At 29.7% G+C, this 25,511-nt stretch carries 24 protein-coding genes and 1 pseudogene; 17 read left to right on the top strand and 8 right to left on the bottom strand.

The window, feature by feature from the left end; genetic code table 11:
* Nucleotides 1-2: 2 nt before the first annotated feature.
* The 3 genes from SJY17_RS07855 to SJY17_RS07845 are packed head-to-tail and all read left to right on the top strand — an operon-like array spanning nt 3 to nt 2,216.
* Nucleotides 3-641 carry an SdpI family protein gene (locus SJY17_RS07855; RefSeq protein WP_397362017.1) on the top strand — a complete coding sequence of 213 codons (639 nt, stop codon included), beginning with the start codon at nt 3-5 and terminating at the stop codon, nt 639-641.
* Between the two features lie 11 nt (nt 642-652).
* Nucleotides 653-1,123: a hypothetical protein gene (locus SJY17_RS07850; protein WP_397362015.1), complete on the top strand. Its 471-nt coding sequence runs from the start codon at nt 653-655 to the stop codon at nt 1,121-1,123.
* On the top strand, nt 1,110-2,216 hold the full coding sequence (locus SJY17_RS07845; protein WP_397362014.1) for an alpha/beta hydrolase family protein: 1,107 nt from the start codon (nt 1,110-1,112) through the stop codon (nt 2,214-2,216). Before SJY17_RS07850 ends, SJY17_RS07845 begins: the two co-directional genes overlap by 14 nt.
* 32 nt (nt 2,217-2,248) lie before the next feature.
* Here SJY17_RS07845 and obgE read toward each other — a convergent pair whose 3' ends face one another.
* Nucleotides 2,249-3,244, bottom strand: a complete 996-nt coding sequence (obgE, locus tag SJY17_RS07840) for a GTPase ObgE (protein WP_397362013.1) — start codon at nt 3,242-3,244, stop codon at nt 2,249-2,251.
* Nucleotides 3,245-3,313: 69 nt separating this feature from the next.
* Nucleotides 3,314-4,429, bottom strand: coding sequence for an adenylate kinase (locus SJY17_RS07835; protein WP_397362012.1), 1,116 nt, complete (start codon nt 4,427-4,429; stop codon nt 3,314-3,316).
* Between the two features lie 120 nt (nt 4,430-4,549).
* On the opposite strand from SJY17_RS07835, the gene SJY17_RS07830 reads away from it, so the two are divergent.
* The gene (locus SJY17_RS07830) at nt 4,550-5,704 is read left to right on the top strand and encodes a 5-(carboxyamino)imidazole ribonucleotide synthase (protein WP_397362011.1); all 1,155 of its coding nucleotides are present in this window, start codon (nt 4,550-4,552) and stop codon (nt 5,702-5,704) included.
* Nucleotide 5,705: 1 nt separating this feature from the next.
* Here the strand turns inward: SJY17_RS07830 and SJY17_RS07825 are convergent, their stop codons facing one another.
* The 4 genes from SJY17_RS07825 to SJY17_RS07810 all read right to left on the bottom strand — a co-directional run bounded on the left by SJY17_RS07825 (nt 5,706) and on the right by SJY17_RS07810 (nt 9,728).
* Nucleotides 5,706-7,112, bottom strand: a complete 1,407-nt coding sequence (locus tag SJY17_RS07825) for a LytR/AlgR family response regulator transcription factor (protein ID WP_397362010.1) — start codon at nt 7,110-7,112, stop codon at nt 5,706-5,708.
* On the bottom strand, nt 7,113-7,466 hold the full coding sequence (locus tag SJY17_RS07820) for a hypothetical protein (RefSeq protein WP_397362009.1): 354 nt from the start codon (nt 7,464-7,466) through the stop codon (nt 7,113-7,115).
* A gap of 73 nt (nt 7,467-7,539) precedes the next feature.
* Nucleotides 7,540-8,820, bottom strand: a complete 1,281-nt coding sequence (locus SJY17_RS07815; RefSeq protein WP_397362008.1) for a hypothetical protein — start codon at nt 8,818-8,820, stop codon at nt 7,540-7,542.
* Nucleotides 8,821-8,918: 98 nt separating this feature from the next.
* A complete protein-coding gene (locus SJY17_RS07810) occupies nt 8,919-9,728 on the bottom strand; it encodes a hypothetical protein (RefSeq protein WP_397362007.1) in 810 nt (269 codons plus the stop codon).
* Nucleotides 9,729-9,986: 258 nt separating this feature from the next.
* On the opposite strand from SJY17_RS07810, the pseudogene purE reads away from it, so the two are divergent.
* From purE to SJY17_RS07765, 9 genes and pseudogenes are all read left to right on the top strand, one after another.
* Nucleotides 9,987-10,469: pseudogene (purE, locus tag SJY17_RS07805) on the top strand (5-(carboxyamino)imidazole ribonucleotide mutase).
* A 547-nt stretch (nt 10,470-11,016) separates the two neighbouring features.
* Complete coding sequence (locus SJY17_RS07800; protein ID WP_397362006.1) at nt 11,017-13,047, top strand: M3 family metallopeptidase; 2,031 nt, start codon at nt 11,017-11,019, stop codon at nt 13,045-13,047.
* 98 nt (nt 13,048-13,145) lie between these two features.
* Nucleotides 13,146-13,649, top strand: coding sequence for a GbsR/MarR family transcriptional regulator (locus SJY17_RS07795; protein WP_397362005.1), 504 nt, complete (start codon nt 13,146-13,148; stop codon nt 13,647-13,649).
* A 55-nt stretch (nt 13,650-13,704) separates the two neighbouring features.
* Entirely contained in the window at nt 13,705-14,646 is a 942-nt protein-coding gene (locus SJY17_RS07790) for a hypothetical protein (RefSeq protein ID WP_397362004.1), read from the top strand.
* Nucleotides 14,636-15,328, top strand: a complete 693-nt coding sequence (locus SJY17_RS07785) for a methyltransferase domain-containing protein (RefSeq protein ID WP_397362003.1) — start codon at nt 14,636-14,638, stop codon at nt 15,326-15,328. Before SJY17_RS07790 ends, SJY17_RS07785 begins: the two co-directional genes overlap by 11 nt.
* 326 nt (nt 15,329-15,654) lie before the next feature.
* Nucleotides 15,655-16,527 carry a methyltransferase domain-containing protein gene (locus tag SJY17_RS07780; protein ID WP_397362002.1) on the top strand — a complete coding sequence of 291 codons (873 nt, stop codon included), beginning with the start codon at nt 15,655-15,657 and terminating at the stop codon, nt 16,525-16,527.
* A gap of 5 nt (nt 16,528-16,532) precedes the next feature.
* Nucleotides 16,533-17,432: a TIGR01777 family oxidoreductase gene (locus tag SJY17_RS07775; RefSeq protein ID WP_397362001.1), complete on the top strand. Its 900-nt coding sequence runs from the start codon at nt 16,533-16,535 to the stop codon at nt 17,430-17,432.
* 59 nt (nt 17,433-17,491) lie between these two features.
* Complete coding sequence (locus SJY17_RS07770; protein ID WP_397362000.1) at nt 17,492-18,046, top strand: sigma-70 family RNA polymerase sigma factor; 555 nt, start codon at nt 17,492-17,494, stop codon at nt 18,044-18,046.
* Nucleotides 18,047-18,048: 2 nt separating this feature from the next.
* Nucleotides 18,049-18,306: a hypothetical protein gene (locus SJY17_RS07765; RefSeq protein WP_397361999.1), complete on the top strand. Its 258-nt coding sequence runs from the start codon at nt 18,049-18,051 to the stop codon at nt 18,304-18,306.
* On the opposite strand, the gene SJY17_RS07760 is transcribed toward SJY17_RS07765, so the two are convergent.
* Nucleotides 18,289-19,116: a hypothetical protein gene (locus SJY17_RS07760; RefSeq protein ID WP_397361998.1), complete on the bottom strand. Its 828-nt coding sequence runs from the start codon at nt 19,114-19,116 to the stop codon at nt 18,289-18,291. The two genes, SJY17_RS07765 and SJY17_RS07760, sit on opposite strands and share 18 nt — an antisense overlap.
* A gap of 116 nt (nt 19,117-19,232) precedes the next feature.
* On the opposite strand from SJY17_RS07760, the gene gcvP reads away from it, so the two are divergent.
* From gcvP to SJY17_RS07740, 4 genes are all read left to right on the top strand, one after another.
* Nucleotides 19,233-22,085, top strand: a complete 2,853-nt coding sequence (gene gcvP, locus SJY17_RS07755) for an aminomethyl-transferring glycine dehydrogenase (protein ID WP_397361997.1) — start codon at nt 19,233-19,235, stop codon at nt 22,083-22,085.
* Between the two features lie 95 nt (nt 22,086-22,180).
* Nucleotides 22,181-23,239, top strand: coding sequence for a 3-oxoacyl-ACP synthase III family protein (locus SJY17_RS07750; protein ID WP_397361996.1), 1,059 nt, complete (start codon nt 22,181-22,183; stop codon nt 23,237-23,239).
* Between the two features lie 61 nt (nt 23,240-23,300).
* Nucleotides 23,301-23,822 (top strand): methyltransferase, encoded by a 522-nt coding sequence (locus SJY17_RS07745; RefSeq protein ID WP_397361995.1) that lies wholly within the window; start codon nt 23,301-23,303, stop codon nt 23,820-23,822.
* A gap of 33 nt (nt 23,823-23,855) precedes the next feature.
* A complete protein-coding gene (locus tag SJY17_RS07740) occupies nt 23,856-24,704 on the top strand; it encodes a glycosyltransferase family 2 protein (protein WP_397361994.1) in 849 nt (282 codons plus the stop codon).
* Here the strand turns inward: SJY17_RS07740 and SJY17_RS07735 are convergent.
* The gene (locus SJY17_RS07735; protein WP_397361993.1) at nt 24,701-25,507 is read right to left on the bottom strand and encodes a DNA/RNA non-specific endonuclease; all 807 of its coding nucleotides are present in this window, start codon (nt 25,505-25,507) and stop codon (nt 24,701-24,703) included. The genes SJY17_RS07740 and SJY17_RS07735 overlap by 4 nt on opposite strands.
* Nucleotides 25,508-25,511 lie beyond the last annotated feature (4 nt).

Genomic DNA, 25,511 nt, shown 5'->3' with positions numbered 1-25,511 from the left:
TTATGAATTTTAAAAAAGAATTCCCTCTTTGGATTATTATTCTTCTACCTTTTATATATCTAGCCTATATATGGAATGGATTACCAGAAACGGTTCCTACACATTGGAATGCTAGTGGAGAAATTGATGGTTACAGTAGTAAGTCTATGCTTATTTTAATTCCTATTCTTTTACCATTATTGGTATATGTTATATTAACACTAGCTCCAAAAATAGACCCCAAAAAAAAGATTGATAATAAGGGTAAAAAGTATTCTAATATTAAATTGCTACTAACACTTTTTATGTCTGCTTTATCCTTATTTATATTATACAGTTCAAAATCTCAAACTGTAACCAATCCAAACATTATATTTTTATTAATTGGATTATTATTTACCATTCTAGGTAATTTTATGAAAACTTTTAAACCTAATTACTTTATAGGCATCAGGACTCCATGGACACTAGAAAACGAAACAGTTTGGAAAAAAACACATGAGTTAGGCGGTAAAATATGGTTTGTAGGAGGCTTACTAATTGTTTGTTTAAGTCTGATTTTAAGTAAGCAAACTAATGCTACAGTGTTTATTTTAACTACAACAATTATGGCACTTGTACCTATAATTTATTCTTATTTAGAATTTAAAAAATTAAAATAAACTATCAGTAAATGATACATTACAAAAACATACAATATGGTTTTTTTATAATTATTTTAATGACAATAATTATTACTGTTATTTCATGTTTAGCAATTTTTAAAAACGTCTTTAACATACCAATATTTATAACATTATTAACAACAACTATTGCATTAATTATTTTTCATAGATTAACTATAACAATAGATAACAAACAAATAAAAGCTGTATTTGGATTAGGATTAATAAAACAATCTATTAAAATAGAAGACATTGACATTAATAGTATTAAAGAGGTACAAGTCCCTTGGTATGTTGGTATAGGCATACGTCTTACCTCAAAAGGAACGCTTTATAATGTCAAAACAGGAAATGCAATCTATATAAAATCAAAGAATAAACTATTTTATGTTGGTACAGACGATTATGATACTATTAAAAATGTTTTGATAAAATTGAAAACAGAAAACTTAAAACAAGCTAATTATGAGATTCTATAAAATTATTACATCAATAGTTATTTTGCTATTAATGTCAAGTATTAAAGCTCAAACAACAAAACAACAAACTCCTAAAGCACCTTTTAATTATAGTATTAAAGAGGTTACCTATCAAAATTTTAAAGCAGATAGTATTACATTATCTGGTACATTGACTATTCCAAAAGACGTTAAAAATCCTGCTGTAGCAATATTAATTAATGGCTCTGGAGCACATGATAGAGATTGCGACATTTTAGGACACAAACCATTTTGGGTAATTGCAGATCATTTAACCAATAATGGTATTGCAGTTTTACGCTTTGACGAACGTGGTACAGCAAAATCTGAAGGTGATTTTAGTCAAGCAACAACTTATGATTTGGCTAGTGATGTAGAAGCTGGAATTGACTTTTTAAAAACTAGAACAGATATTAACACCTCAAAAATAGGGTTGATTGGTCATAGCGAAGGTGGATTAATTGCACCAATTGTAGCATCTACAAATAATGATGTTGCATTTATTATTATGCTTGCTGGTCCTGGAGTTAAAGGACAAGAAGTATTACAATCTCAAAGTAAAAAGATAGCAAAACTTCAAGGTGTTACACAAGAAGGTATTGATTTTAACTACCAATTAACAACTGTTGCTTACAATGCTTTATATTCTGAAAACAACACAGAAAAACAAAAAGAAGTTATTGAAACTAAACTAAAGGCTTTTAAAACTAAACTTGAAGAAGAAAAAAGTCCATTTGCTATGTATGTAAATGACTATATGATTAACCAATTAGTTAGCCAATTAACAAATCCATGGATGCAAGCTTTTATTAAATCTGACCCAAAACCATATTTAGAAAAAACAAAGTGTCCAGTTTTAGTACTTAACGGTACTAAGGATGTACAGATTTTACCTGAAATAAATTTACCAGAAATTAAAAAACATCTTAATACTGCAAAAAATAAAGATGTCACAATTAAAGAATTAAAAGACCTAAACCATTTGTTTCAGACCGCAAAAACTGGAAGTATAAGTGAGTATTCAACAATTAAAGAAACTTTCTCTACTACTGCTTTAAAAACAATGTCTGATTGGATAAATAATAGATTTTAATATTGATAACAAAAATTGGAAACGCTTAAAAATTAATTAAGCATTTTCCAAAGCGCATCTTTCAACTCGGTTAAGCCTTGTTGTGCAACACTTGATATAAATAAATAAGGAATTGGTAACTGATCGTCTAACTCTGCTTTCATTTCTGCTTTAAGTTCGTCATCCAACATATCAGATTTTGAGATAGCAATAATCCTATCTTTATCTAACATTTCAGGATTGTAACGACGTAACTCGTCTAACAAAATTTCGTATTGTTTGTTAATATCTGGCGCATCTGCAGGTATCATAAAAAGTAAAATAGAATTACGCTCTATATGACGTAAAAAATAATATCCAAGTCCTTTACCTTCTGCCGCACCTTCAATAATTCCAGGTATATCTGCCATTACAAAGGTTTGATAATCACGATATTTAACAATCCCTAAATTTGGCTTTAGTGTTGTAAACTCGTAATCAGCAATTTTAGGTTTTGCAGACGTTACCACAGATAAAAGTGTAGATTTCCCTGCATTTGGAAAACCAACCAAACCTACATCTGCCAAAACTTTAAGCTCTAAGGTTATAAAGTTTTCTTCAAGAGGCATTCCTGGTTGTGCGTAACGAGGTGTTTGATTTGTTGGACTTTTAAAATGCCAATTTCCTAAACCACCTTTTCCTCCTTCTGCAACAATACGCTCTTCTCCTTCTTCAGTAATTTCAAAAATAATCTCATTAGTTTCTGTGTCTCTAACTACTGTACCTAATGGAACATCCATGTACATATCTTCTCCATCATGACCAGAACTTCTACTTTTACTACCATGTCCACCATGTCCAGCTTTAACGTGACGTTTAAACTTTAGGTGTAATAATGTCCAAAGGTTAGGGTTACCTCTTAAAATAACGTGTCCTCCACGTCCACCATCTCCTCCATCTGGTCCTCCTTTTGTAATAAATTTTTCGCGATGTAAATGCACAGATCCTTTCCCTCCGTTTCCGGAAGACACATGCATTTTTACGTAGTCTACAAAATTTCCTTCAGTCATTATTGTAAGTTAAAAGTTATGAGTTAAAAGTTAAAAGTTGGCTTACTCTTGCGCCTAACTCAGTTACTTTTATAATTTATCTATTACTGCATTTAAACGCATAGTAATATCTTCGATACTACCTATTCCGTCTACTCCAAAGTATTTGTTTTGTGCAGCAAAATAATCTTTTAAGATTGCAGTTTCAGTATAATATACTTTAATTCTGTTTCTTATAATAGACTCATCAGAATCATCTTTTCTTCCGCTAGTTTTTCCGCGTTCTAATAAGCGTTTTACTAATACTTCATCTTCTACTTCTAAAGCAACCATTGCACTTACTTCAGAGTCTCTAGCATCCATTATTTTGTCTAGAGCTTCAGCTTGCACTTCGTTTCTTGGAAAACCATCAAAAATAAATCCATTGGCTCCAGCGTTTCTATCCACTTCAGCTTCCAACATATCTATTGTCACTTGATCAGGTACTAAATGTCCTTTATCCATATAAGATTTTGCAAGTGTGCCTAAAGCAGTTTCGTTTTTAATATTATATCTAAAAACGTCTCCTGTAGAGATGTGTACTAAATTATACTTTTCTTTTAAAAAATTAGCTTGTGTTCCTTTTCCTGCACCTGGAGGTCCAAATAGCACTAAATTAGTCATGTGTTGTGTTGTTTTTAATTGGTATACTGCTGGTAAATCGCGTCCTAATCCATCATAGTCTAATCCATATCCAACGATAAATTTATTTGGGATTTCAATACCAACATAATGTAATTTAAAATCTTTTTTATAAGCTTCGGGTTTGTAAAACAAGGTTGCAATTAGCAGCTGTTTTACATTTTCATTTTTAAAAATGCGATGTATTTCTTTTAATGTATTTCCTGTATCAATAATATCTTCAAGTATAACAACTGTTCGACCACTTAAATCTTGTGTTAAACCTATTAAGCGTTGGATATCTTCTGTAGACTTTACACCTTCATAAGAGGCTAGTTTAATAAAAGTAACTTCGCAAGGCTTAGGATATTTTTTTACAAAATCACTTACAACCATAAACGATCCATTTAATACACCAATAAAAACTGGTACTTCGTCTCCTAAATCTTTAGCAACTTGATTAGCCATTTTTGTCACTGCATCATCAATTTCTTTTTCAGAAATAAATGGCTTAAATTGTTTGTCGTGAAGCGTAATTGTTTGCATTTGCTAAAATTAAAGCGCAAATATACGCATTTGTGACTGCTTTTCAGATATTTGAATTCGATTTTTAGAGGCTCTTTTGGTTTTAAAATGTATTTTTGTTGCTAACAAGTTTTATGACTAATGAATTATTTTTCTTCAACATTTAAATTAGGAATATTAGGTGGTGGACAATTAGGCAAAATGTTGCTTTATAACACCAGAAAATTTGACATCTATACTTCTGTTTTAGATAATAGTAATGAAGCACCTTGTAAAATGGCTTGCAATGATTTTATACTTGGTGATTTATTAGACTATGATACTGTCTATAATTTTGGCAAGCAAGTTGATGTTTTAACTATCGAAATTGAAAATGTAAATATTGAGGCTTTAGAGCAATTAGAAAAAGAAGGCGTAAAAGTTTACCCATCATCAAAAACATTACATCAAATACAAAATAAAGCCACTCAAAAATTATTTTATTTAGATCATAATTTACCTACTGCTCCATTTAGCAGATTTGCTTATTTGTCCGAAATTGAAGATGCTATTGACAATGGTGGATTAGCACTTCCTTTTGTTTGGAAAGCTGCAAAATTTGGCTACGATGGTAATGGTGTAAAAATGGTTAGAACCATTGAAGATTTAAAAGGGTTGCCTAAAGGCGAATGTATTGCTGAAAAACTTATTCCGTTTAAAAACGAATTAGCAGTTATTGTTGCTAGAAGTACAACTGGCGAAATAAAAACATATCCTGTTGTAGAAATGGAGTTTCATCCAGAAGCTAACCAAGTAGAATATGTAATTTGTCCAGCTAGAATTAGTCCAGAAGTCGCAAAAAAAGCGCAAGAAGTAGCTTTAAAAACATCTGAAGCATTTGACCATGTTGGCTTATTAGCTGTAGAATTATTCCAGACGGAAGATGACCAAATTTTAATTAATGAGGTTGCTCCTAGACCACACAATTCTGGTCATCAAACTATTGAAGCTAGTTACACCTCTCAATTTGAGCAACATATTAGAGCAATCTTAGGTTTACCTTTAGGGAACACAGAAAGCAAAGTTGGAGGCATTATGGTTAATTTAGTTGGTGCAGAAGGTTATACTGGATCTGTTAAATATGAAAACATAGAATCTATTATGGCAATGGATGGTGTTACACCACATATATATGGTAAAAAAGAAACACGACCATTTAGAAAAATGGGACATGTTACTATTGTTAATGAAGATTTAAATAAAGCAAGACAAATTGCTGAAGAAGTTAAAAATAGTATTAAAGTAATAAGCGAATAATTTAAAACTTAAACCCACGTGATAATGGTATATTATCTCCATTTGTCATAAAAACTTCAGTACTACTGTATTGTTTTATACAATTTCTATTGACGATATAAGAACGATGACACTTTATAAAATTAGGCGGTAGTTGTTGTTCTATTTCAGATATTTTACCACGTACAAACTCTTTTTTAGCGGTTGTAAATAGATTTAAATAATGTCCATCGGACTTTACATAAATCAACTCATTCAAATAGACTTTTGATTTATTTTTAAGTACTATATGATCGTTTATAACAAGAGATTTTACAGTTTCTAATTCTGTTTTTGTTTTCTCGTTTTCTATATCTAAAAGACGTTTCTTTTTATCAGATTTTTTCCATCTTATAAAAGAGTATAAGGCTAACAAAAACACTAAAAATAAAAGTATACTATATACTATTCTGTTTTTATTAAAAGATTCTTTAAAAGAAGATAATTCTGCTATTTTTTTATCTTTTTCTTTTGTTTGATATGCTATGTCCACTTCGTAAAAGTTGCTGTTTTTACGGAAATCGTTGATTACACTATCAAGCTTGGCATATAAATTATCCTGGAATTTTAAATTTACAGAATCCTTTAAATAGTAATATGAATTACCTCTATTGGATGCTAAAATTCGCTCTATTTTTAATTTAAATCTATTATTAGGAATTTTATCTATTTGGTTAAAATAATAAAGTGCTTTATTGTAATTTTTTCTTTTGTTTTCATTAGCTCCAAGGTTTATTAAACAATAAGTTTGTCTTAAAATATCTTTGTTTTTAGTTGCTAATTCTAAACCTGATAATAAATTGTTCTCTGCTTCTTGATAATTATCTATATAAGTGTTTAGATTACCTTCATTTAATAATATTATTGATCTAAAAACATCATTGTTTTTATAATAATCTGTTTCTTTAATAATCTCAATTTGATTTCTAGCCTCTTCAGTTTTTAAACTATCTGAAAAATAATCCTTAAAAATTTCGTTTTCTATTTTTGCTTGCCATTTATCACTATTATCTTCTTTAGTGAGTTGCTTTAATTCATTTAAAAAAACACGTCTATCTCTTTCATAATTATGTTTACTAGACTCTACAGTATGCAAATTAAAAAGTAACTCTTTATAGGCTTCTTTATTTAGAGTTCTATTATTATTTTTTTCGTATTCATAAAGCTTATAGTATGTAGCATAAGCCGAATCTTCGCAGTTTATATCCTGATACAATTCGGCTATTTTCAATCTTGTTTTTAGATTAAACGGTTGGTTAGCTTGTTTTTGTTTTAAAACAACAATTTGTTGTAGCTCTTTACCATAGAAATATTCGTAAGAAATAGAATCTATTGGTATTTGTTGAGCTACAACAAATTGTGTTATTAATATTAGGAATAGTTTTTTCATTTAAGGACAGTCAACACCTACAACACCTCCATCTTGACCTTTTCTTGGTGAAAATATTACTCCCTTTATTTTTTCTCTATTTTTTGGGTAGCCTATATCAAATGGTTTACCACTATTGCGTAAGGAACAACCTAATTTATCGTCATCAAAAAATACTTTAAACTTATTAAGGACATATTCCTCATTTAAAGAATCTTCCACATTATCTATCCAAAAATAAATCCTATAATTTTTAAAACTTGTTATTTTACTATATTCTAATTTATACTTTGCTTGATTATAACTTTCAGAATTAACTTGAATAATAACTGCATTCTGTTTTTTTGAGTTGGTGATTTCTTTAAATTCTATCATAATAATTGGTTTAATGATTGATTAATTTTAAATATATTAATTTATTATTTAATAAAAATATTAAGTGGTTTTCTTAATTAATTAATTGTATTCCAAACGCAACTTTTTCTGTTCTAATATTTGGTTCACTTGCTAAGTTTGTTCTTAATGCTATTCTGTACTTATTTTCAATGGTAATAGTGCCTAAGATATTTGTATTAAAAAACAAATGATTATCTAAATTTAAGTTTTCAAAAAAATCGTTTGTACCATAATGAAGATTTGAACTTGTTGCTAAAGAAAAATTAAATTTGTTTTCATTGGAAGATAGGTCGACCAGAAAATTTAAGCCCAAACTTCCATTTGCAGTTGTATTTTCAATATTATTATCAAAGCCTTTTAAATCTGTCGCAATTTTCACATTAGCAAAAGCATAAAAATTGACAATACTTTTTGAATAATTTGTATAAATTGGAACTGAGTAATCTATATAGAAATTACCACCACCATTAATTAGTTTCTCAACATCTTTTTCTTTTTTCTGATCTCCATCATTATCTTCACTATCAATTACAACTGTAGAACTAAAAGATATTCTTCCAATCCAAAGAATATCATTAACTAATTCTGTGTTAATAGTTTTAATGGAATCACTTTTAAAAAACGATAATGAATTTAATAATTCAGTTTTATCATTTTCTTTATTATAATGTGTTTTAAAAAAATACGTTCTGAAAAATTTATTATTAGAAGGTAGCCAAGACTTCTTTTTTAATTTGTTTTTTTTGTATTTTTCGTAATCTACTTCAAAAACATCTTTCTCATTCCTTACTCTCATAAGCTTTTCTTTAAGATCTATTGATTCAGTAAAATCAATAGTTTCAATCAGTTTTTCATCTATTAAGTTAATCTTATTATCAAACATTTCTATTTGATTATTATAATATGCATCTTTATTGAAGTTTACACCAATGTTCTCTGCTTTAAAAATTAAGCTATTAATAGTGTTGTAATTTTTATTAAATTTTACTTTTTGTTCTTTTAAAATCTTTAATCTCTTTTTTTGTTCTCCATTAAGAACATTATTACTTGATTTTTCTAAACCTGAAATTTTATCGTTTATTATATCAATTTTGGTTTTCGTTAGAATTTTTAATGCCTCTAATTCTAAAACAACAGCACTAAAATCGGTTTTTATTATTCCTAAAGATTGTATTTCATTTTGGTTTACAAATTGCTCTTTAAGTTTAAGTAAGTAATTTCCTTTAACCTTATTATTCTGGATAATACTTGTTTTATTTACTGATAAGACCTGAGAAAGAACTGGATTTACAACAAACAAAAAAAGTGGAATAAAAATTTTTAATTTTTTCATAATTAAAATGGTTTTTATAAAACCCTTTACCAAAAAGTAAAGAGCTTTATGTTGATTAGACTAATAGCATAGTATTGTTTAATGATTCTTATTTTTAATTATTCCTCCAAATCATCTGTAAACTGTAAAAATTGTAAATTCTCATCATACAATTCTGGTTTAATTTTATAATCAATAATAGCATCTTCCATCTCTGTAGTATAAGCTTTAACCATAGGCTTAAATTCTTTATCAAAGAATAAGAAAGGACGTTTGATTTTTGAAAGTCCAATAAGAGGTATTATTCCTTCTTCCGTAACAACCTTATAACCAGTTGATTTTTGTTTAATCATTTTTAAACCCAGCGAAGCTTTTGCTAAATCAATTACTGGTACATTAGCATCTGCTTCTAATTTTATAGAAAAGTCAGAAGATGTCGAGATTAATATTAAAGCCCTTTTTGTTATAACCCTATCAGTAACTACAACAAACTCTTTTTTCCATTTATCTTTTGACTTTTTATGAATTTTTAAAAGCTCTTGCCCAAGTTGATATTTGTTTTCAATCAATTCAAAAACACATTCAGCTCCATTAAAAAAAACAGCATTTTCTTTAGAAAATTTAACTTCAATTGAAGCATTTATATTTATACCATTTATTGCACTTTCAGCTTTTGGTTTTAGCTCAAACTCAACACCCTTTTTTGATGTAAAAAACTTTTCATCTTTTGTATCATCTTTTCTTATTTTTATTTTAAAATGTTTTAGCTCTTCAAATTCTGATATATTACCTAACTGAGTAAAAATATTCCCTTTCATTATTCCGTAATCACCAAGTTGAACAGGAAATCCAGGTTCCCAAACTCCATAAAGTACTTTTTGATTTTTTTTGACTGTGTTTGAATAAACTTTTGCAATTGAACTTCCCATAGTTTTTTTTGTTTTTTAATAAAACCCTAAGCACATAATCCTGCAAAGGGCTTTATAATTATTGATTAATAGCAAGTCAAATCTCCAACAAAATCAAGGCTTATAAAAATAAATGTCTTGAAACGCAGGTTATATATCATGAAATGCAAAAGCATTCTTAAGAAGTATTAACTAAAAAACATTTATCAATAAGCAGCAATTATTTAAAGTGTTAAAAATTGTACTTTTGCAATATTAGTTTTTAAATAAAAAAAATATATGAGCAAAGTAGCAGTAATTATGGGAAGTATTAGCGACATGCCTGTCATGCAAGACGCTATTGAGATTTTAAAAACATTTAATATTGAAGTAGAAGTCGATATTGTTTCTGCACATCGTACACCAGAAAAACTATTTGATTTTAGTAAAAACGCACACAAACGAGACATTAAAGTTATTGTTGCTGGTGCTGGTGGAGCTGCACATTTACCAGGTATGGTTGCTTCTTTAAGTCCTTTACCAGTTATTGGTGTGCCTGTAAAAAGTAGTAATTCTATTGATGGATGGGATTCTGTTTTATCTATTTTACAAATGCCAGGAGGCGTACCAGTTGCAACAGTAGCATTAAATGGAGCAAAAAATGCTGGTATTTTAGCAGCTTAGATTATTGGAGCATCAGATAAAAGCGTCTTAGATAAAATTATTACTTACAAAGAAGATTTAAAACTTAAGGTTGAAGCAGCTTCTAAAGATTTAAAATAGTATTAAATTAAAAATGCTCCAACAGTGTTGGAGCATTTAATCGCTATTAATCTTTCTATATATGAGATATACTCACATCAAAAAAACTTATACAAATGTCTAATAAAGACACCTCTTCGAAGAATTGGAATGCAAAAAAAAAATTGATTTCGATTAAAAGTAAAAATACTCGTTAAAACGTATTTATAAGAAAAAAGCCCCAAACTAAGTTTGAGGCTTCCATCGCTATTATTGTTCTATTATATGAGTTTAACACTCACATCAAAAAAACAGTTGCAAAAACGTTACTTTTATAACAAATCCTCCTTGTTTCTTAAAAAATCTCATTTTTTTTAGACAAAACGATAAAATTTAACGATAAAAAACAATATCGATTAAACAAAAAAAAAGCCTCAGACATGTCTGAGGCTTTTTATCGCTATTAATCAATAATTTTTAAGTGAGTAACCAACTCACGGGAAAAAATCAAGGCAAAAATAGTGAATTAAATAATTATTATGCAATTAAATCGCTAATTTTAACACCAAAATCTACAAAAACACTTTCAATGAACATACTTTTAAATCCTTTTCTTACAAATTTTAATTCTGCACCATTTCAAACTATTAAAAATAAAGACTTTAAACCTGCAATTATCACATTAATAGAAGAGGCAAAAAAAGAAATTAGTACTATTGTAAAAAACACTGATGCTCCAACATTTAAAAATACCATTGAAGCTTTAGAATTTTCTGGACAACAATTGGATCGTGTTACTAGTATCTTTTTTAATTTAAATTCTGCAGAAACAAATGACGAAATTCAAAAAATTGCTCAAGAAGTCTCTCCTCTATTAACAGAATTTGGAAATGATATTACTTTAAACGAAGGGTTATTTAAGCGTGTTAAATCTGTTTTTGACAACAAAAGCAGCCTAGATTTAAATACAGAACAAACTACACTTCTGGATAAAAAATATAAAAGCTTTTCTAGAAATGGAGCAAACTTAGACCAAGACAAAAAACATCAGTTACGTAGTATTGACAAACAATTAGCTAGTTTAAAATTAAAGTTTGGCGAAAACCTTTTGGCAGAAACTAATGCATTTGAAATGTTGATTACAGATAAAAAAGACCTATCTGGTTTACCTGAAGGTGCAATTGAAGCTGCCAAGCAATTAGCCGAATCTAAAAACAAAAAAGGTTGGTTAATTACTTTGGACTATCCAAGTTATATACCATTTATGACTTATGCAGACAATAGAGAGTTGCGTAAAAAACTAGCGTTAGCTTCTGGTGCAAAAGGATTTAAAAATGACGCTTTAGATAATCAAAATAATGTTTTAGATATAGCAAAACTACGTTACCAACGTGCACAATTATTAGGATATAAAACACATGCCCATTTTGTTCTGGAAGAACGTATGGCACAAACACCAGAAAAAGTAATTACTTTTTTAAACGAATTGTTAGATAAAGCAAAACCAGCTGCAGAACGTGAGTTTGCTAATCTTCAAGAATTTGCAAAAAAAATGGATGGTATTGACCAATTAGAAAAATGGGACTCATCTTATTACTCTGAAAAATTGAAGCAAAAATTATTCAATTTAGATGACGAGCAATTAAAGCCATACTTTCAACTAGAAAAAGTGATTGATGGTGCTTTTCAAGTGGCAAACAAATTATTTGGACTTCAGTTTAAAAGTATAGATACTATAGATAAATATCATGAAGATGTCATGACTTATGAGGTTTTAGATAAAGACAATGAGCTTGTTTCTATTTTTTACGCAGACTTTTTTCCTAGAGCAGGAAAACGAAATGGTGCTTGGATGACTTCTTTTAAACCTCAATATGTAAAAGATGGAGTTAATGAAAGACCACACATCTCTAACGTTTGCAACTTTACAAAACCTACAAAAAGCAAACCATCACTACTAACCTTTAATGAAGTAACTACTTTGTTTCATGAGTTTGGTCATGCTTTACATGGTATGTTAGCCAATACAATCTACCCTAGTTTATCCGGAACTAGTGTGTTTTGGGATTTTGTAGAACTACCAAGTCAAGTGTTGGAAAACTGGTGTTACGAGAAAGAAGCGCTAGAGTTATTTGCTAAGCATTACCAAACTAATGAAGTTATTCCAATGGAATTAGTACAAAAAATAAAAGAAAGCGCAAGCTTCCATGAAGGTATGCAAACGTTAAGACAAATTAGTTTTGGGCTTTTAGACATGAATTGGCATGGTAAAGACCCATCATTTATTAAAGATGTAAAATCTTACGAAACTGAAGCATTTAAAAACACTAGACTCTTTCCAGAGGTTAAAGAAAACTGCATGAGTACTGCTTTTGCTCATATTTTTCAAGGTGGCTATTCTTCAGGATACTATAGCTACAAATGGGCAGAAGTATTAGATGCTGATGCGTTTGATTATTTTAAAGAAAAAGGAATATTTAATAAAGAAGTGGCTTCAAAATTTAAAGATCATGTCCTATCTAAAGGTGGAACAGACAACCCAATGACACTTTACAAACGTTTTAGAGGTCAAGAACCTAAACCTGAAGCATTGTTAAAACGCGCTGGATTAATAAAATAAAACTATAAAAAAAGAGAGTTTTAAATTGACTCTCTTTTTTTATTAAAATAAACTTTCAATAATTACTGAAAGTTCTAAATATTTAATTATATTTGCATATGGAATATCAAGAAGCAAAAGATAAATTTATAAGTACTTGGGGTAGTTTAGGTTCACTTTGGGGAATAAACAAAGCTATGGCACAAATCCAGGCTCTGCTTTTTATATCTACAAAACCACTATCAATGGAAGAGATTATGGAAGATCTTAAAATTTCTAGAGGTAATACTAGTATGAACCTTAGACAGCTTATGGATTGGGGAATTGTAACCAAAACATTAATTGCTGGTGAGCGTAAAGAGTTTTTTATAACCGAAAAAGATGTACAAGAATTGGCAAGAATTGTTGCTGTAGAACGTAGCAGAAGAGAAATTAAACCTGTAGTAAAAGTACTTGAAGAGATTTCTTCAATAAAAGATGATGGAAGTGCAAAAACTAAAGAACTAATTAAACAGACAAAAGCATTACACGAGCTAACCGAAACTATGGACTCTATGATTAATAAATTAGTAAACCAAAAACAAAACTGGCTGACTAAGTCTTTGCTTAAAATATTTAAATAAAAAAATTTAAAACTATGTTTCAATATTTTCTGAAACTTTAATAAAAATAATAATTATGAATTTTTTGAAAAAGCATCCTTATTTAACATTAACTATTGTAATAATATTAGTTGTTGTATGGCTTTTATTAATTGAAAATGGAGAATATGGAGCTGCATTATTTTTTGCAATCCCTAGTTCGATAAGTTTTTTGATAGGTTATGATAGAAAATATACTGAGACACCAAATTCTTTACTTAAAGCAGGTTTATTTGCTTTTTTAAAAGTAAATGTAATTATACTTATTCTTTGTGGTGCTTTAATTGCTATTGGTTTAGAAGGGTTTATATGTGTTTTAATGGCTTATCCTTTTTTAGTTATCCCAATGACAATATCTTATATTATTGGATTATTTATTGCTCATGCAGACAAATCAATACAACGCAACTCCCTTATTTTTTTGGTAATATTTAATCCAGCTACATACATTTATGATAGTTACACAATACCTATACAAGAAGAAGTAACTTCAACATTAATAATTAATACGTCTAAAGATGCTATTTGGAATGATTTAACTACAGAAATAACGTTTACAAATACACCTAATCGGTTATTTAAAGAAGGTGTTTCTTATCCTAAATCTATAGCTTTAAAAAAAACAAATAAAGAGCTAAGCTATAATTGCATTACAAATAATGACACAATTATTTTGCAAATTACAGAGTTTAAAAATAACCATTCTGTGACTTTTAAGCCCAAAGAACAAACAATACCAATGAGAGAGCTTACACCTTACAACTCTATTGATGCAAAACACTTACATCATTATTTTTTCGTCCATTTTGGCAAAATAAAATTAGAAGCGCTAAGCAACCATTCAACAAAAATAACAGCAACCACTTTGTATAGTTACAAAATTGCTCCGAAATGGTATTGGAAATTATGGTCAAACTATATTATTGATCAAATGCAATTACATGTACTAAACTCAATAAACAGCAAATATGTTAACTAAAATTGATTTAAAGGAGTACTTCAACAATTTAAGTGGAACTTATAGAACTAATGAGTTTGCTTCATTTTTTCTAACCAATTTTATGAGACGTAAACTCATAAAAAAAGTTCAAAATTTTGAGAACAAATCTGTGTTAGATATCATGAGTGGTAAAGGAGAAAATTTAAAATATATTAATCAGAATAACACAAAAATTACCACTATAGATTTTGCGAGTAAAATGAATATAGCTGCAAAATCAAAGCACAAAAACAAAAAAATACATCAAATCGAAAACGACTTTTTTAAAGAGAAACATAAGCCTGAATCTTATGATATTATATTATGTTCCTTTGGAATTAAAACTATTCAACCAGAACAATTAAATGCATTTACAAAGCAACTAAGTAAAACACTAAAACCAAATGGCGAAATTTTTTTACTAGAATTAGTAAAACCTAAAAGAACATTCAATTATAAGTTCACTAAATTCTATTTAGATGCATTAGTACCAAATATTTTTGGCAAACAATTTAAAGCACTATTTCCCTATATCAAAAATCATGTAAACATGAATAAATTAAAACTGAATATGATTAATGAAAAGTTGCAAATTATAGAACATAAAAGATATATGGACCTTTTTGAAATCATACATGCAAAAAATATTGCAATTCCCTCTTTAAATAAAACTATTGAATAAAGAATCATGAAAGATTTTTACCAAATAAATAATTGGGCATTTATTATAACCTTCTTGCTTTGCTTTACATTTTGGGGAGGAATTTTTGCACTACCTGTTTTAGGCTTAATACAGATTCTAATAAGCATAAAAATTATTATTCATTTTAAAGAATTATCTAAGTCAATTCAAATCGTTTTCAACATTTATGTTCTTTTGACTTTATCACTAATCCTATTTTTTAAATCATTAAAAATTGATGGATTATCAATTATGTTCTTTTGGGCAATCACATCACTATTCTTAGCATGCTTCCACGTTTATATTACCTATAAAATCTCAAAACTATGAAAACACTAACAACCACAATTCAACACTCTGAAAAAAACAGAATAGAAATGGTAGACTTCTATAATGAAGCTACTGAAGATTACGAGTTTTGGAGTAAAGATTTTAATATGCATTTTGGCTATTACATTCCTTTTAAAACCAATCCTTTTAAAAGGGATCAAATGCTAAACCAAATGACCAATCAAGTCATTAGTCGTTTTAATTATGGAAGTAAAAAGTCAACCTTATTAGATATGGGTTGTGGTATGGGTGGATCTATGCGCTATGCAATAAAAAAACATAAAAACCTGACTGCTTTTGGTGTAACATTGTCAGACTTTCAGGAAAAAAAAGGAAACGAATTACTAAAAGGTTTAAAAGGAAGTATTCTAAAAGAAAACTATAACAATACTTTATTTAAATCTAACAGCTTTGATACTGCTTTAGCTATAGAAAGTTTTTGTCATTCTGGACACAGTAAAGACTCTATAAAAGAAGCGTTTCGTGTTTTAAAACCAAATGGTAAACTAGTTATTGCTGATGCGTTTTTAAAAAAAGAGGAAAATAAATTATGCTACGGAAGTAAATACGCTTATCAAAAATTGTGTAACCATTGGAGTTTGGAGCGACTTGAAACCAAAACCAATATGGTTAAAAAACTTAAAGATGTAGGCTTTACTGATATAAAAATTGAAGATGCTTCTTTTAGAGTTGCACCTTCTGTATTACATGTTCCGTTTACTATTATTGGATTCTTTTTAAAAAATTTATTTAATAAAAATGGCTTTAAAAAGGAAAGCTTACATAACCTAAAAGGTAGTTTTTATGCTTTACTTTCTGGCTTACACATGAAGAGTTTTGGATATTACATTATTAGTTGTACAAAGTAAAAAACATGAAAACAATAATTATAGCTGGAGGAAGCGGGTTTTTAGGACAAGTCCTAAAAGATTATTTTACAAATAAAAATTACAAAGTTTTTATATTAACTAGGAATCCTAAATCCGATACTGAAATATATTGGAATGGTATAGATTTAGGTAATTGGACTAAACAATTAGAAAATGCAGAAGCCCTTATAAATCTTGCAGGAAAATCTGTAGATTGTAGATATAATGAAAAAAACAAAAAAGCCATTTACTCCTCTAGAATAGACACGACCAATTTATTAGGATTAGCGGTAAACTTATGTGACAATCCTCCAAAATACTGGTTTAACTCATCAACAGCTACCATTTATGAAAGTTCATTTGACAGACCAAATACAGAAAAAAATGGAATTATTGGAGATGATTTTTCAATGAATATTGCAAAATCTTGGGAACGTGCATTTAACGAAACTACAACACCAAAAACAAAAAAAGTAATATTACGCACATCCATTGTACTAGGTAAAAAAGGAGGTGCGTTAACACCATTAAAACAATTAACTAAATTTGGTTTAGGTGGCAAGCAAGCCTCTGGAAATCAAAAAGTAAGTTGGATTCATGAAGATGATTTTACAAATACCATTCAGTTTTTAATGGACAAAAAATTAGAAGGTATTTTTAACTTATGTGTCCCAGAACCAACCAATAATAAAACTTTAATGAAAAGTTTAAGAGCAGTAATGAAAATACCTTTTGGTATTTCTCATCCACTATGGTTATTAAAATTGGGTGCTTTTTTTATTGGCACAGAAACAGAACTGGTTACAAAAAGCAGAAATGTAATACCAGAAAAACTACTAAAAAATGGTTACAATTTTAAATACACTAACATCAAACTAGCTTTAGAGGGTTTAATAAAAAATTAACCTTTTTATTAATTCTATTTTCCTTATTTTTGATATTGAAAAAGAAAAATTAAAAGTTTATGTCCAACCATAAAATTGATCCAAACCAATGGATAGATTTGTATAGCGACTACCTCTTTAATTACACCATTACACGTGTAAATGACAGAGCTAAAGCTCAAGATCTTATATCCGAAACCTTTCTTGCTGGTTTAAAAAGCATGAAAAACTTTAAAGGAGAAGCTAGCGAACGTACCTGGTTAGTTTCAATTTTAAAACGAAAAATTATTGATCATTATCGTAAAACAAATTCTAAAAAAGGAAAAGCTGAAGTTAGAATGTCATATAATAGTGATTCTGAAACTGAAGGAGATTGGTTAGAAGAACGTGTTGCAGATCCATTTGATAAAACTGCTGAAGACCATATAGAGAATTCAGAACTAGCAGATGCAATAGATGATTGCTTATCAAAGCTACCAAAAAAACAAGGACAGATTTTTGAAATGAAAACCATTTTAAATTACGAAACTGAAGCAATTTGTAATGAATTAGAAATTACTGCGTCTAACCTTTGGGTAATAATACACAGAGCACGAGTAGCTATGGCAGGTTGTTTAGAAAAAAACTGGTTTTAATTATGATGATGAAAAAATTAATGATGTCTTGTGAAGACTCAAGACACATATGTGACAAAGCTCAATATAATGAAGCTTCTTTATGGGAAAAAGTAAAATTTAAATTTCATATTTTTATTTGTGCTGTTTGTAGGCAACATTCTATTAACAACGGAAAACTTACAGCTACCATTAATAAATTAAAGTCAACAAAACTAACGCCTTCAGAAAAAGAAGAGATAAAATCAAATTTTGACAAAGAGTTAAATAATAAGCAGTAACAACCAAAGTACTGGTACTGCCTCAACCCAAAAGGAAGCGTAAAACAAATTCCTTTTTTTATTCGAAAACATTAAAAACAAACCTAAAACAATACAAATTACAAATTGAGTAAGGATGTAATTAGTAATAACTTCATTTTTAAAAAATTCAGAAAAATAAAACACAAACAATAAAGCTAACCCAAGTAATTTGGTACGCTTCACTCCTATTTTCTGTGGTATAGTCGCTAATTTTAAACTATCATAGCCTAAGTCTCTAATTTCAAAAGGCAACATTAAAACAATAACTAGTATAAAGTTTTGTAATAAAGTAATAATAGCATCTGCATTTAGATTAACATTATTATTAAGTAATGGTAAAGCAACCGTTACACCACTCCAAACAAAAGCAATAACGTATACTTTTAAACCACTTATATCTCTTAAATTTTGCTGTGTATCCATATACCATTTTTTGGGTAAAAATGGTATAGCATATAAAAAGGTAACCACCCCAAATCCTCCAATAATTATTAGTACATTAAACTGTAATGCATAAGCATAATAGCACATCAAAATAAAACAAGAAAAAGAAAATACTTGGATAATTTTTAACCAATTTGCTAAGCTACGATGGTGCCATTTTGCTATCCCAAAATATTTAACAAAATTGTAACCTGTAATGGTCGCATAAAAATTAAAATACAGTACGTTTTCGTCATAATTCAGTCCAAATTTTGTTAAAGTAATCCAGCTTAAAGCATAAACTGATAAAGCAACGTGAATACTGCTATTTATATAAAAATTAAAAAGCTGTTTAAGCATCTTCATTACACAAAAATAATCAATCTGTTAATAAAGCGGTCGTTTCGTTGAAAACTTTCAATTTTTAACAAAATATTACTGTTAGTTTTCGCTAATTTTGCAATCATAAAAAAGCAACACAAATGAATACAAACGCTTTCGCATTACGTCACATAGGTCCCAGAGAAAATGACCAAAAAAAAATGCTTAAAACTATCAATGCAGATAGTATAGATCAACTTATCTACCAAACTATTCCAGATGATATTAGACTACAAAAAGATTTGGATTTAGATGAGGCAATGACAGAACAAGAATACTTAGTGTATTTAAATGATGTTGCAAAAAAAAACAAGGTTTACAAAACATATATTGGATTAGGTTATCATCCAACCATTTTACCAGCTGTTATACAACGTAATATTTTAGAAAATCCAGGTTGGTATACAGCTTATACACCTTATCAAGCTGAAATTGCTCAAGGACGTTTAGAAGCACTTCTAAACTTTCAGACAATGATTACAGATTTAACAGGAATGGAGTTAGCAAACGCCTCTCTTTTAGACGAAAGCACAGCTGCTGCAGAAGCCTTAAGCTTACTATTTGCAGTTAGAGAACGTGCACAAAAAAAAGCTGGTATAAATAAATTTTTTGTTTCTAAAAATATACTACCTCAAACTATTTCATTATTACAAACTAGAGCAAATCCAATTGGAATTGAATTAGTAATAGGAAATGAAGAATCTTTTGATTTTTCTTCAGACTATTTTGGAGCAATTTTACAATATCCTGGAAAAGATGGTCAAATCACTGACATCAAAACTTTTATTGAAAAAGCAAATAGCAACAACATAAAAGTAGCTGTAGCTGCAGATATTTTAAGTCTAGTAAAACTAGAAGCTCCAGGGAAGTTTGGTGCAGATGTTGTCGTTGGTACAACGCAACGCTTTGGAATACCAATGGGTTATGGAGGACCACACGCTGCATATTTTGCAACAAAAGAAGCTTACAAACGTGATATTCCTGGTCGTATTATTGGTGTAACAAAATGCGCCAATGGTAACAGAGCCTTACGTATGGCTTTACAAACAAGAGAGCAGCATATTAAACGCGACAGAGCAACCTCAAATATTTGTACTGCACAAGTATTATTAGCTGTTATGGCTGGAATGTACGCAGTCTATCATGGACCTAAAGGTTTACAATTTATAGCAAATCAAGTCCACAATTCTGCATCGACATTATCAGAATCGTTAGAAAAATTAGGTTTCAAACAAGTTAATACCTCTTATTTTGATACGCTTCAAATTAAAACTGACGCTAAAAAAATTAAGAAAATTGCTAAAAAGAAAAAAGTTAACTTTTTCTATCCAGACAAAGAAACAGTTACTATTTCTTTAAACGAAACAACTTCTATTAGAGATATAAATTATATTATTTCAATTTTCGCAAAAGTAGCTGGTAAAGAAGCGTTTAAAATCACTTCAATAACTTCAACTAATAATATTGCTAAAACACTAACTAGAACCTCTGACTTTTTAACATTAGAGGTCTTTAATTCTCATCATTCTGAAACAGAATTGATGCGATATATTAAAAAACTAGAGCGTAAAGATTTATCATTAAATCATTCCATGATATCTTTAGGATCTTGCACAATGAAACTTAATGCTGCAGCAGAAATGCTACCATTAAGTTGGTTTAAATGGGGAAATATACATCCATTTGCACCTTTAAAACAAGCAGGAGGTTACACGCAAATTTTAAAAGAATTAGAAGATCAACTAACAGAAATCACTGGTTTTGCTGCAACATCATTACAACCAAATTCTGGTGCTCAAGGAGAGTTTGCTGGATTAATGGTTATAAAAGCATATCACGAATCTAGAGGAGATCATCATAGAAACATTTGTTTAATCCCAAGTTCTGCACATGGTACAAATCCAGCAAGTGCTGTTATGGCAGGAATGAAAGTTGTTGTAACAAAATCTACCGATGAAGGAAACATTGATGTTGACGATTTACGCGAAAAAGCACTTTTACATAAAGACAATTTATCAGCCTTAATGGTAACTTACCCTTCGACACATGGTGTTTACGAAGCATCTATAAAAGAAATCACTAAAATCATTCATGATTGTGGTGGACAAGTTTATATGGATGGAGCAAACATGAATGCTCAAGTAGGTTTAACAAATCCTGGTAATATTGGTGCAGATGTTTGTCATTTAAACCTACACAAAACCTTTGCAATTCCTCATGGTGGTGGTGGTCCTGGAGTTGGACCTATTTGTGTTGCAAAACAGTTAGTTCCTTTTTTACCTGGCAATCCAGTAGTAAAAACGGGAGGAGACAAAGCAATTACAGCAATATCTTCTGCTCCTTTTGGCTCTGCTTTAGCTTGTTTAATTTCTTATGGATATATAAAAATGCTAGGTGCAGAAGGCTTAAAAAAATCGACTGAAATTGCCATTTTAAATGCCAACTATATTAAACACAGATTACAAGGTGCTTTTGAAACGTTATACTCTGGAGAACGTGGTCGTGCAGCACATGAGATGATTATAGACTGTCGTCCTTTTAAAGCTAACGGAATTGAAGTTGTTGATATTGCAAAACGTTTAATGGACTATGGATTTCATGCTCCAACGGTATCGTTTCCGGTTGCTGGAACCATGATGATTGAGCCAACAGAAAGTGAAAGCAAAGCAGAAATGGATCGTTTTTGTGATGCCATGATTTCTATTAGAAAAGAAATAGACGCTGCAACAAAAGAAGATAGCAATAACCCATTAAAAAACGCACCTCACACATTAGCAATGCTAACTAGTGATGAGTGGTTATTACCATATAGTAGAGAGAAAGCTGCTTATCCTTTAGACTACGTAATGGATAACAAGTTTTGGCCTTCAGTACGTCGTGTTGACGATGCATATGGAGACCGAAATTTGATATGTACTTGTGCTCCAATTGAAGCTTATATGGATGCCAACTAAACGTTGGACATCGTAAAAAACTAACCAATTAAAATTGCCTTTAATTTTTACTCCTTATCTTTACAAGGTAACAATTAAAGGCAATTTCTTTTTTTATGAATATTAAGATTACAGGTACTGGAAGTTATATTCCTAAAGGTGTTGAAAAAAACGAAGACTTTTATAACCATGAATTTTTAAATGCAGATGGTTCTAAAATAAATAATACAAATGAAGTCATCGTTGACAAATTCAAAGCCATTACAGGAATAGAGGAAAGACGTTATCTAGAGCCTGAATTATTAAATTCTGATATTGCTTTTTATGCTGCTGAAAAAGCGATTGCAAACGCCAAAATTGATAAAGAAACAATAGATTATATTATTGTTGCTCATAATTATGGAGACGTAAAACACAATTCAGAGCAAAGCGATACTGTACCAAGTTTAGCCTCTCGTGTTAAACATTTACTACAAATAAAAAACCCAAGATGTGTTGGGTATGATTTGCTTTTTGGATGTCCAGGTTGGGTAGAAGGTGTAATACAAGCCAATGCGTTTATTAAATCTGGCTTAGCAAAACGTTGTTTGGTTATCGGAACCGAAACATTATCCAGAGTCATAGATAAACACGATAGAGATTCTATGATTTATAGTGATGGTGCAGGAGCTGTTATTATTGAACAATCTAATGATGAAGGCGGAATAATAAGTCATGAATCTGCTACTTTTGCACTAGACGAAGCACACTATATTTATTTTGGAAAAACCAATAATCAAGACAGTAATAGTAAACGTCGATATATAAAAATGTATGGTCGTAAAATTTATGAATTTGCTTTAACTAATGTACCATTAGCATTAAAGTCTTGCTTAGAAAAAAGTGGACATTCTATAAACGAAGTCAAAAAAATATTAATCCATCAAGCCAACGAAAAAATGGACGAAGCAATTGTTAAGCGTTTTTACAAGCTTCATGACATGAAAATGCCAGAAGGCGTGATGCCAATGAGTATTAATATGTTAGGTAACTCAAGTGTTGCAACTGTGCCAACTTTATACGATTTGATTTTAAACGGTAAACTTGAAAATCAAGAAATAAACAAAGGAGATCTTATTATATTTGCTAGCGTTGGTGCTGGAATGAATATAAATGCTATTGTTTATAAGCACTAGTTAAAAAAAATGACTTTGAAAATATTTCCGCTTTAGCGGAAATGAAAATGAACCTATTTTCATGTACGAACAGACATTTCCGCATAAAAGATTTAAATTAACTTATCAATTTTTGGAAAAACATATTTCAAAATCTGAATCTATTTTAGATTTAGGTGTAGAAAATCCGTTTACCAAAATTATGAAAGACAATGGTTATTCTGTTGAAAACACTAAAGGCGAAGATTTAGATATTGATACTTCAAACATTAATAACTCAAATACAACAGTTGTTACTGCTTTTGAAATTTTTGAACACCTACTCTCTCCTTTTACCGTTTTACAGAGTATAAAAGCAGACAAATTAGTTATTAGTGTTCCGTTACGTTTATGGTTTTCTTCTGCTTACAGAAGTAAAACCGATAAATGGGATAGACATTATCACGAGTTTGAAGATTGGCAATTAGATTGGTTATTAGAGAAAACAGGTTGGAAAATTATTGAGCGTCAACAATGGACCAATCCAGTAAAAAAGATAGGATTTAGACCTCTTTTAAGGTGGTTTACACCTAGATACTATATTATTTATGCAGAAAGAGCTTAAATAAGTTTACCTTTAAATTCTAATTTTTTTATTTTGAATTTCAGTATTATCATTCCTGCTCATAACGAAGAAACCTCTATTGGCCTAACATTACAGTCTTTAATAGACCAAACGTTACAACCAAAAGAAATTGTTGTGGTTAATGATAATTCTACTGATGCAACACAAAGCATTGTAGAAGATTTTCAGAAAAAACACCCTTTTATAAAGTTGGTCAATGTTACTTCATCCAACAAACACTTACCAGGAACTAAAATTATTAATGCTTTTTACAAAGGTTTCGATATTATTGATAAAGATTACGATGTGATTTGCAAGTTTGATGCAGATCTTATTTTTCCTTTAAATTATTTAGAGAAAATAGCCTTTCATTTTAATAAAAACAAAACTATTGGTATGGTTGCAGGTTACTGTTATATAGAAAAAAATAATGATTGGATATTAGAATCTATTACAGGAAAAGATCATATTAGAGGTGCTTTAAAAGCCTATAAAAAAGATTGCTTTGAAGCTATTGGACAGCTTAAAAGAGCAATGGGTTGGGATACTATTGACGAGCTACTTGCAAAGTATAATAATTGGACAATTTTATTAGACGATACATTACATGTTAAACATCTTAAACCAACAGGAGCAAGTTATAATAAAGCTGCAAAATACTTGCAAGGAGAAGCGATGTACAAAATGCGCTATGGTTTTACACTAACCTTTTTAACTGCATTAAAAATGAGTTATAAAAAGAAGAGTTTTAGATATTTTAAGGATTATATAATTGGTTATGTAAAAGCGACACGTAATAAGCCTGAGCAGCTTCTTACAGAAGCAGAAGGTAAATACGTAAGAGATTTACGTTGGAAAGGTGTCAGAAAAAAACTATTCTAAAAGCTCCAATTCTTGTAACTACTTGATGCTTCTAGTTTATTCTCTATTGCATCATCCAATTCTGCAAAGAAATCTATTCCTGTTAAGCTTTCAATTTTATCTACAGAGGTAACAAATTTATAAAGTGGTTGTTTAGACTCTACATGTGGTAATAAAAACGCAATAACTTTGGTTTGTCCATTATTATTATCAATTAATACTTTGTAAAATTGGTTAGGAATGGCTACTTCCTCTTCTCCAATAGTCTTCAATCCTATTTCTAAAATACCTCCAGATACTACAAATACACCATCATATTTACTTGCCCAATAACGTGTTTTTTGTTCTAACCTATTCCAAATTCCTGCATTAAAATCGTGATTCTGAGGTGATATATTACTTGTTAGAAATGTTTCGTCATGTGCTTTTTGACTATACTTTCTATCTCCTGCAGGACATAAATGTCCACGATCGTAGCCTGATTTTTTATAATTACGCCAATGTGCAGCTCCTGTTTTTACAGTTTTATCAACTTCAAAATATGGACGCTTAAAGTTAGCATTACTTAAATGCTCTTTTTTAAGTTCATAAGCAACCCATTCTGCTTGTTCATGTGGCTCACTGTAACTTAAACTGTAACCTTCATGGTGTACAATCTGTCCTGTTGTGCTTGTTGGCAAGAAGTATTCGTTAGTGTTTGTCTTTATCGTTTTACCTTGGGTTACAGCTGCTTCTTTTTCTTGATTATCAATTAAAAAATTGCATGCATAAAAAGATATTAAGACTAAAGCTGTAAGAATGGAGTAAACTGTTTTTTTTGACATAATT

It is taken from the genome of Olleya sp. R77988 (assembly GCF_044594215.1).
In the GTDB taxonomy this organism is placed as follows: domain Bacteria; phylum Bacteroidota; class Bacteroidia; order Flavobacteriales; family Flavobacteriaceae; genus Olleya.
The sequence above is the reverse complement of the archived record's forward strand: the minus strand, read 5'-3'. Positions and strand labels throughout refer to the sequence as shown.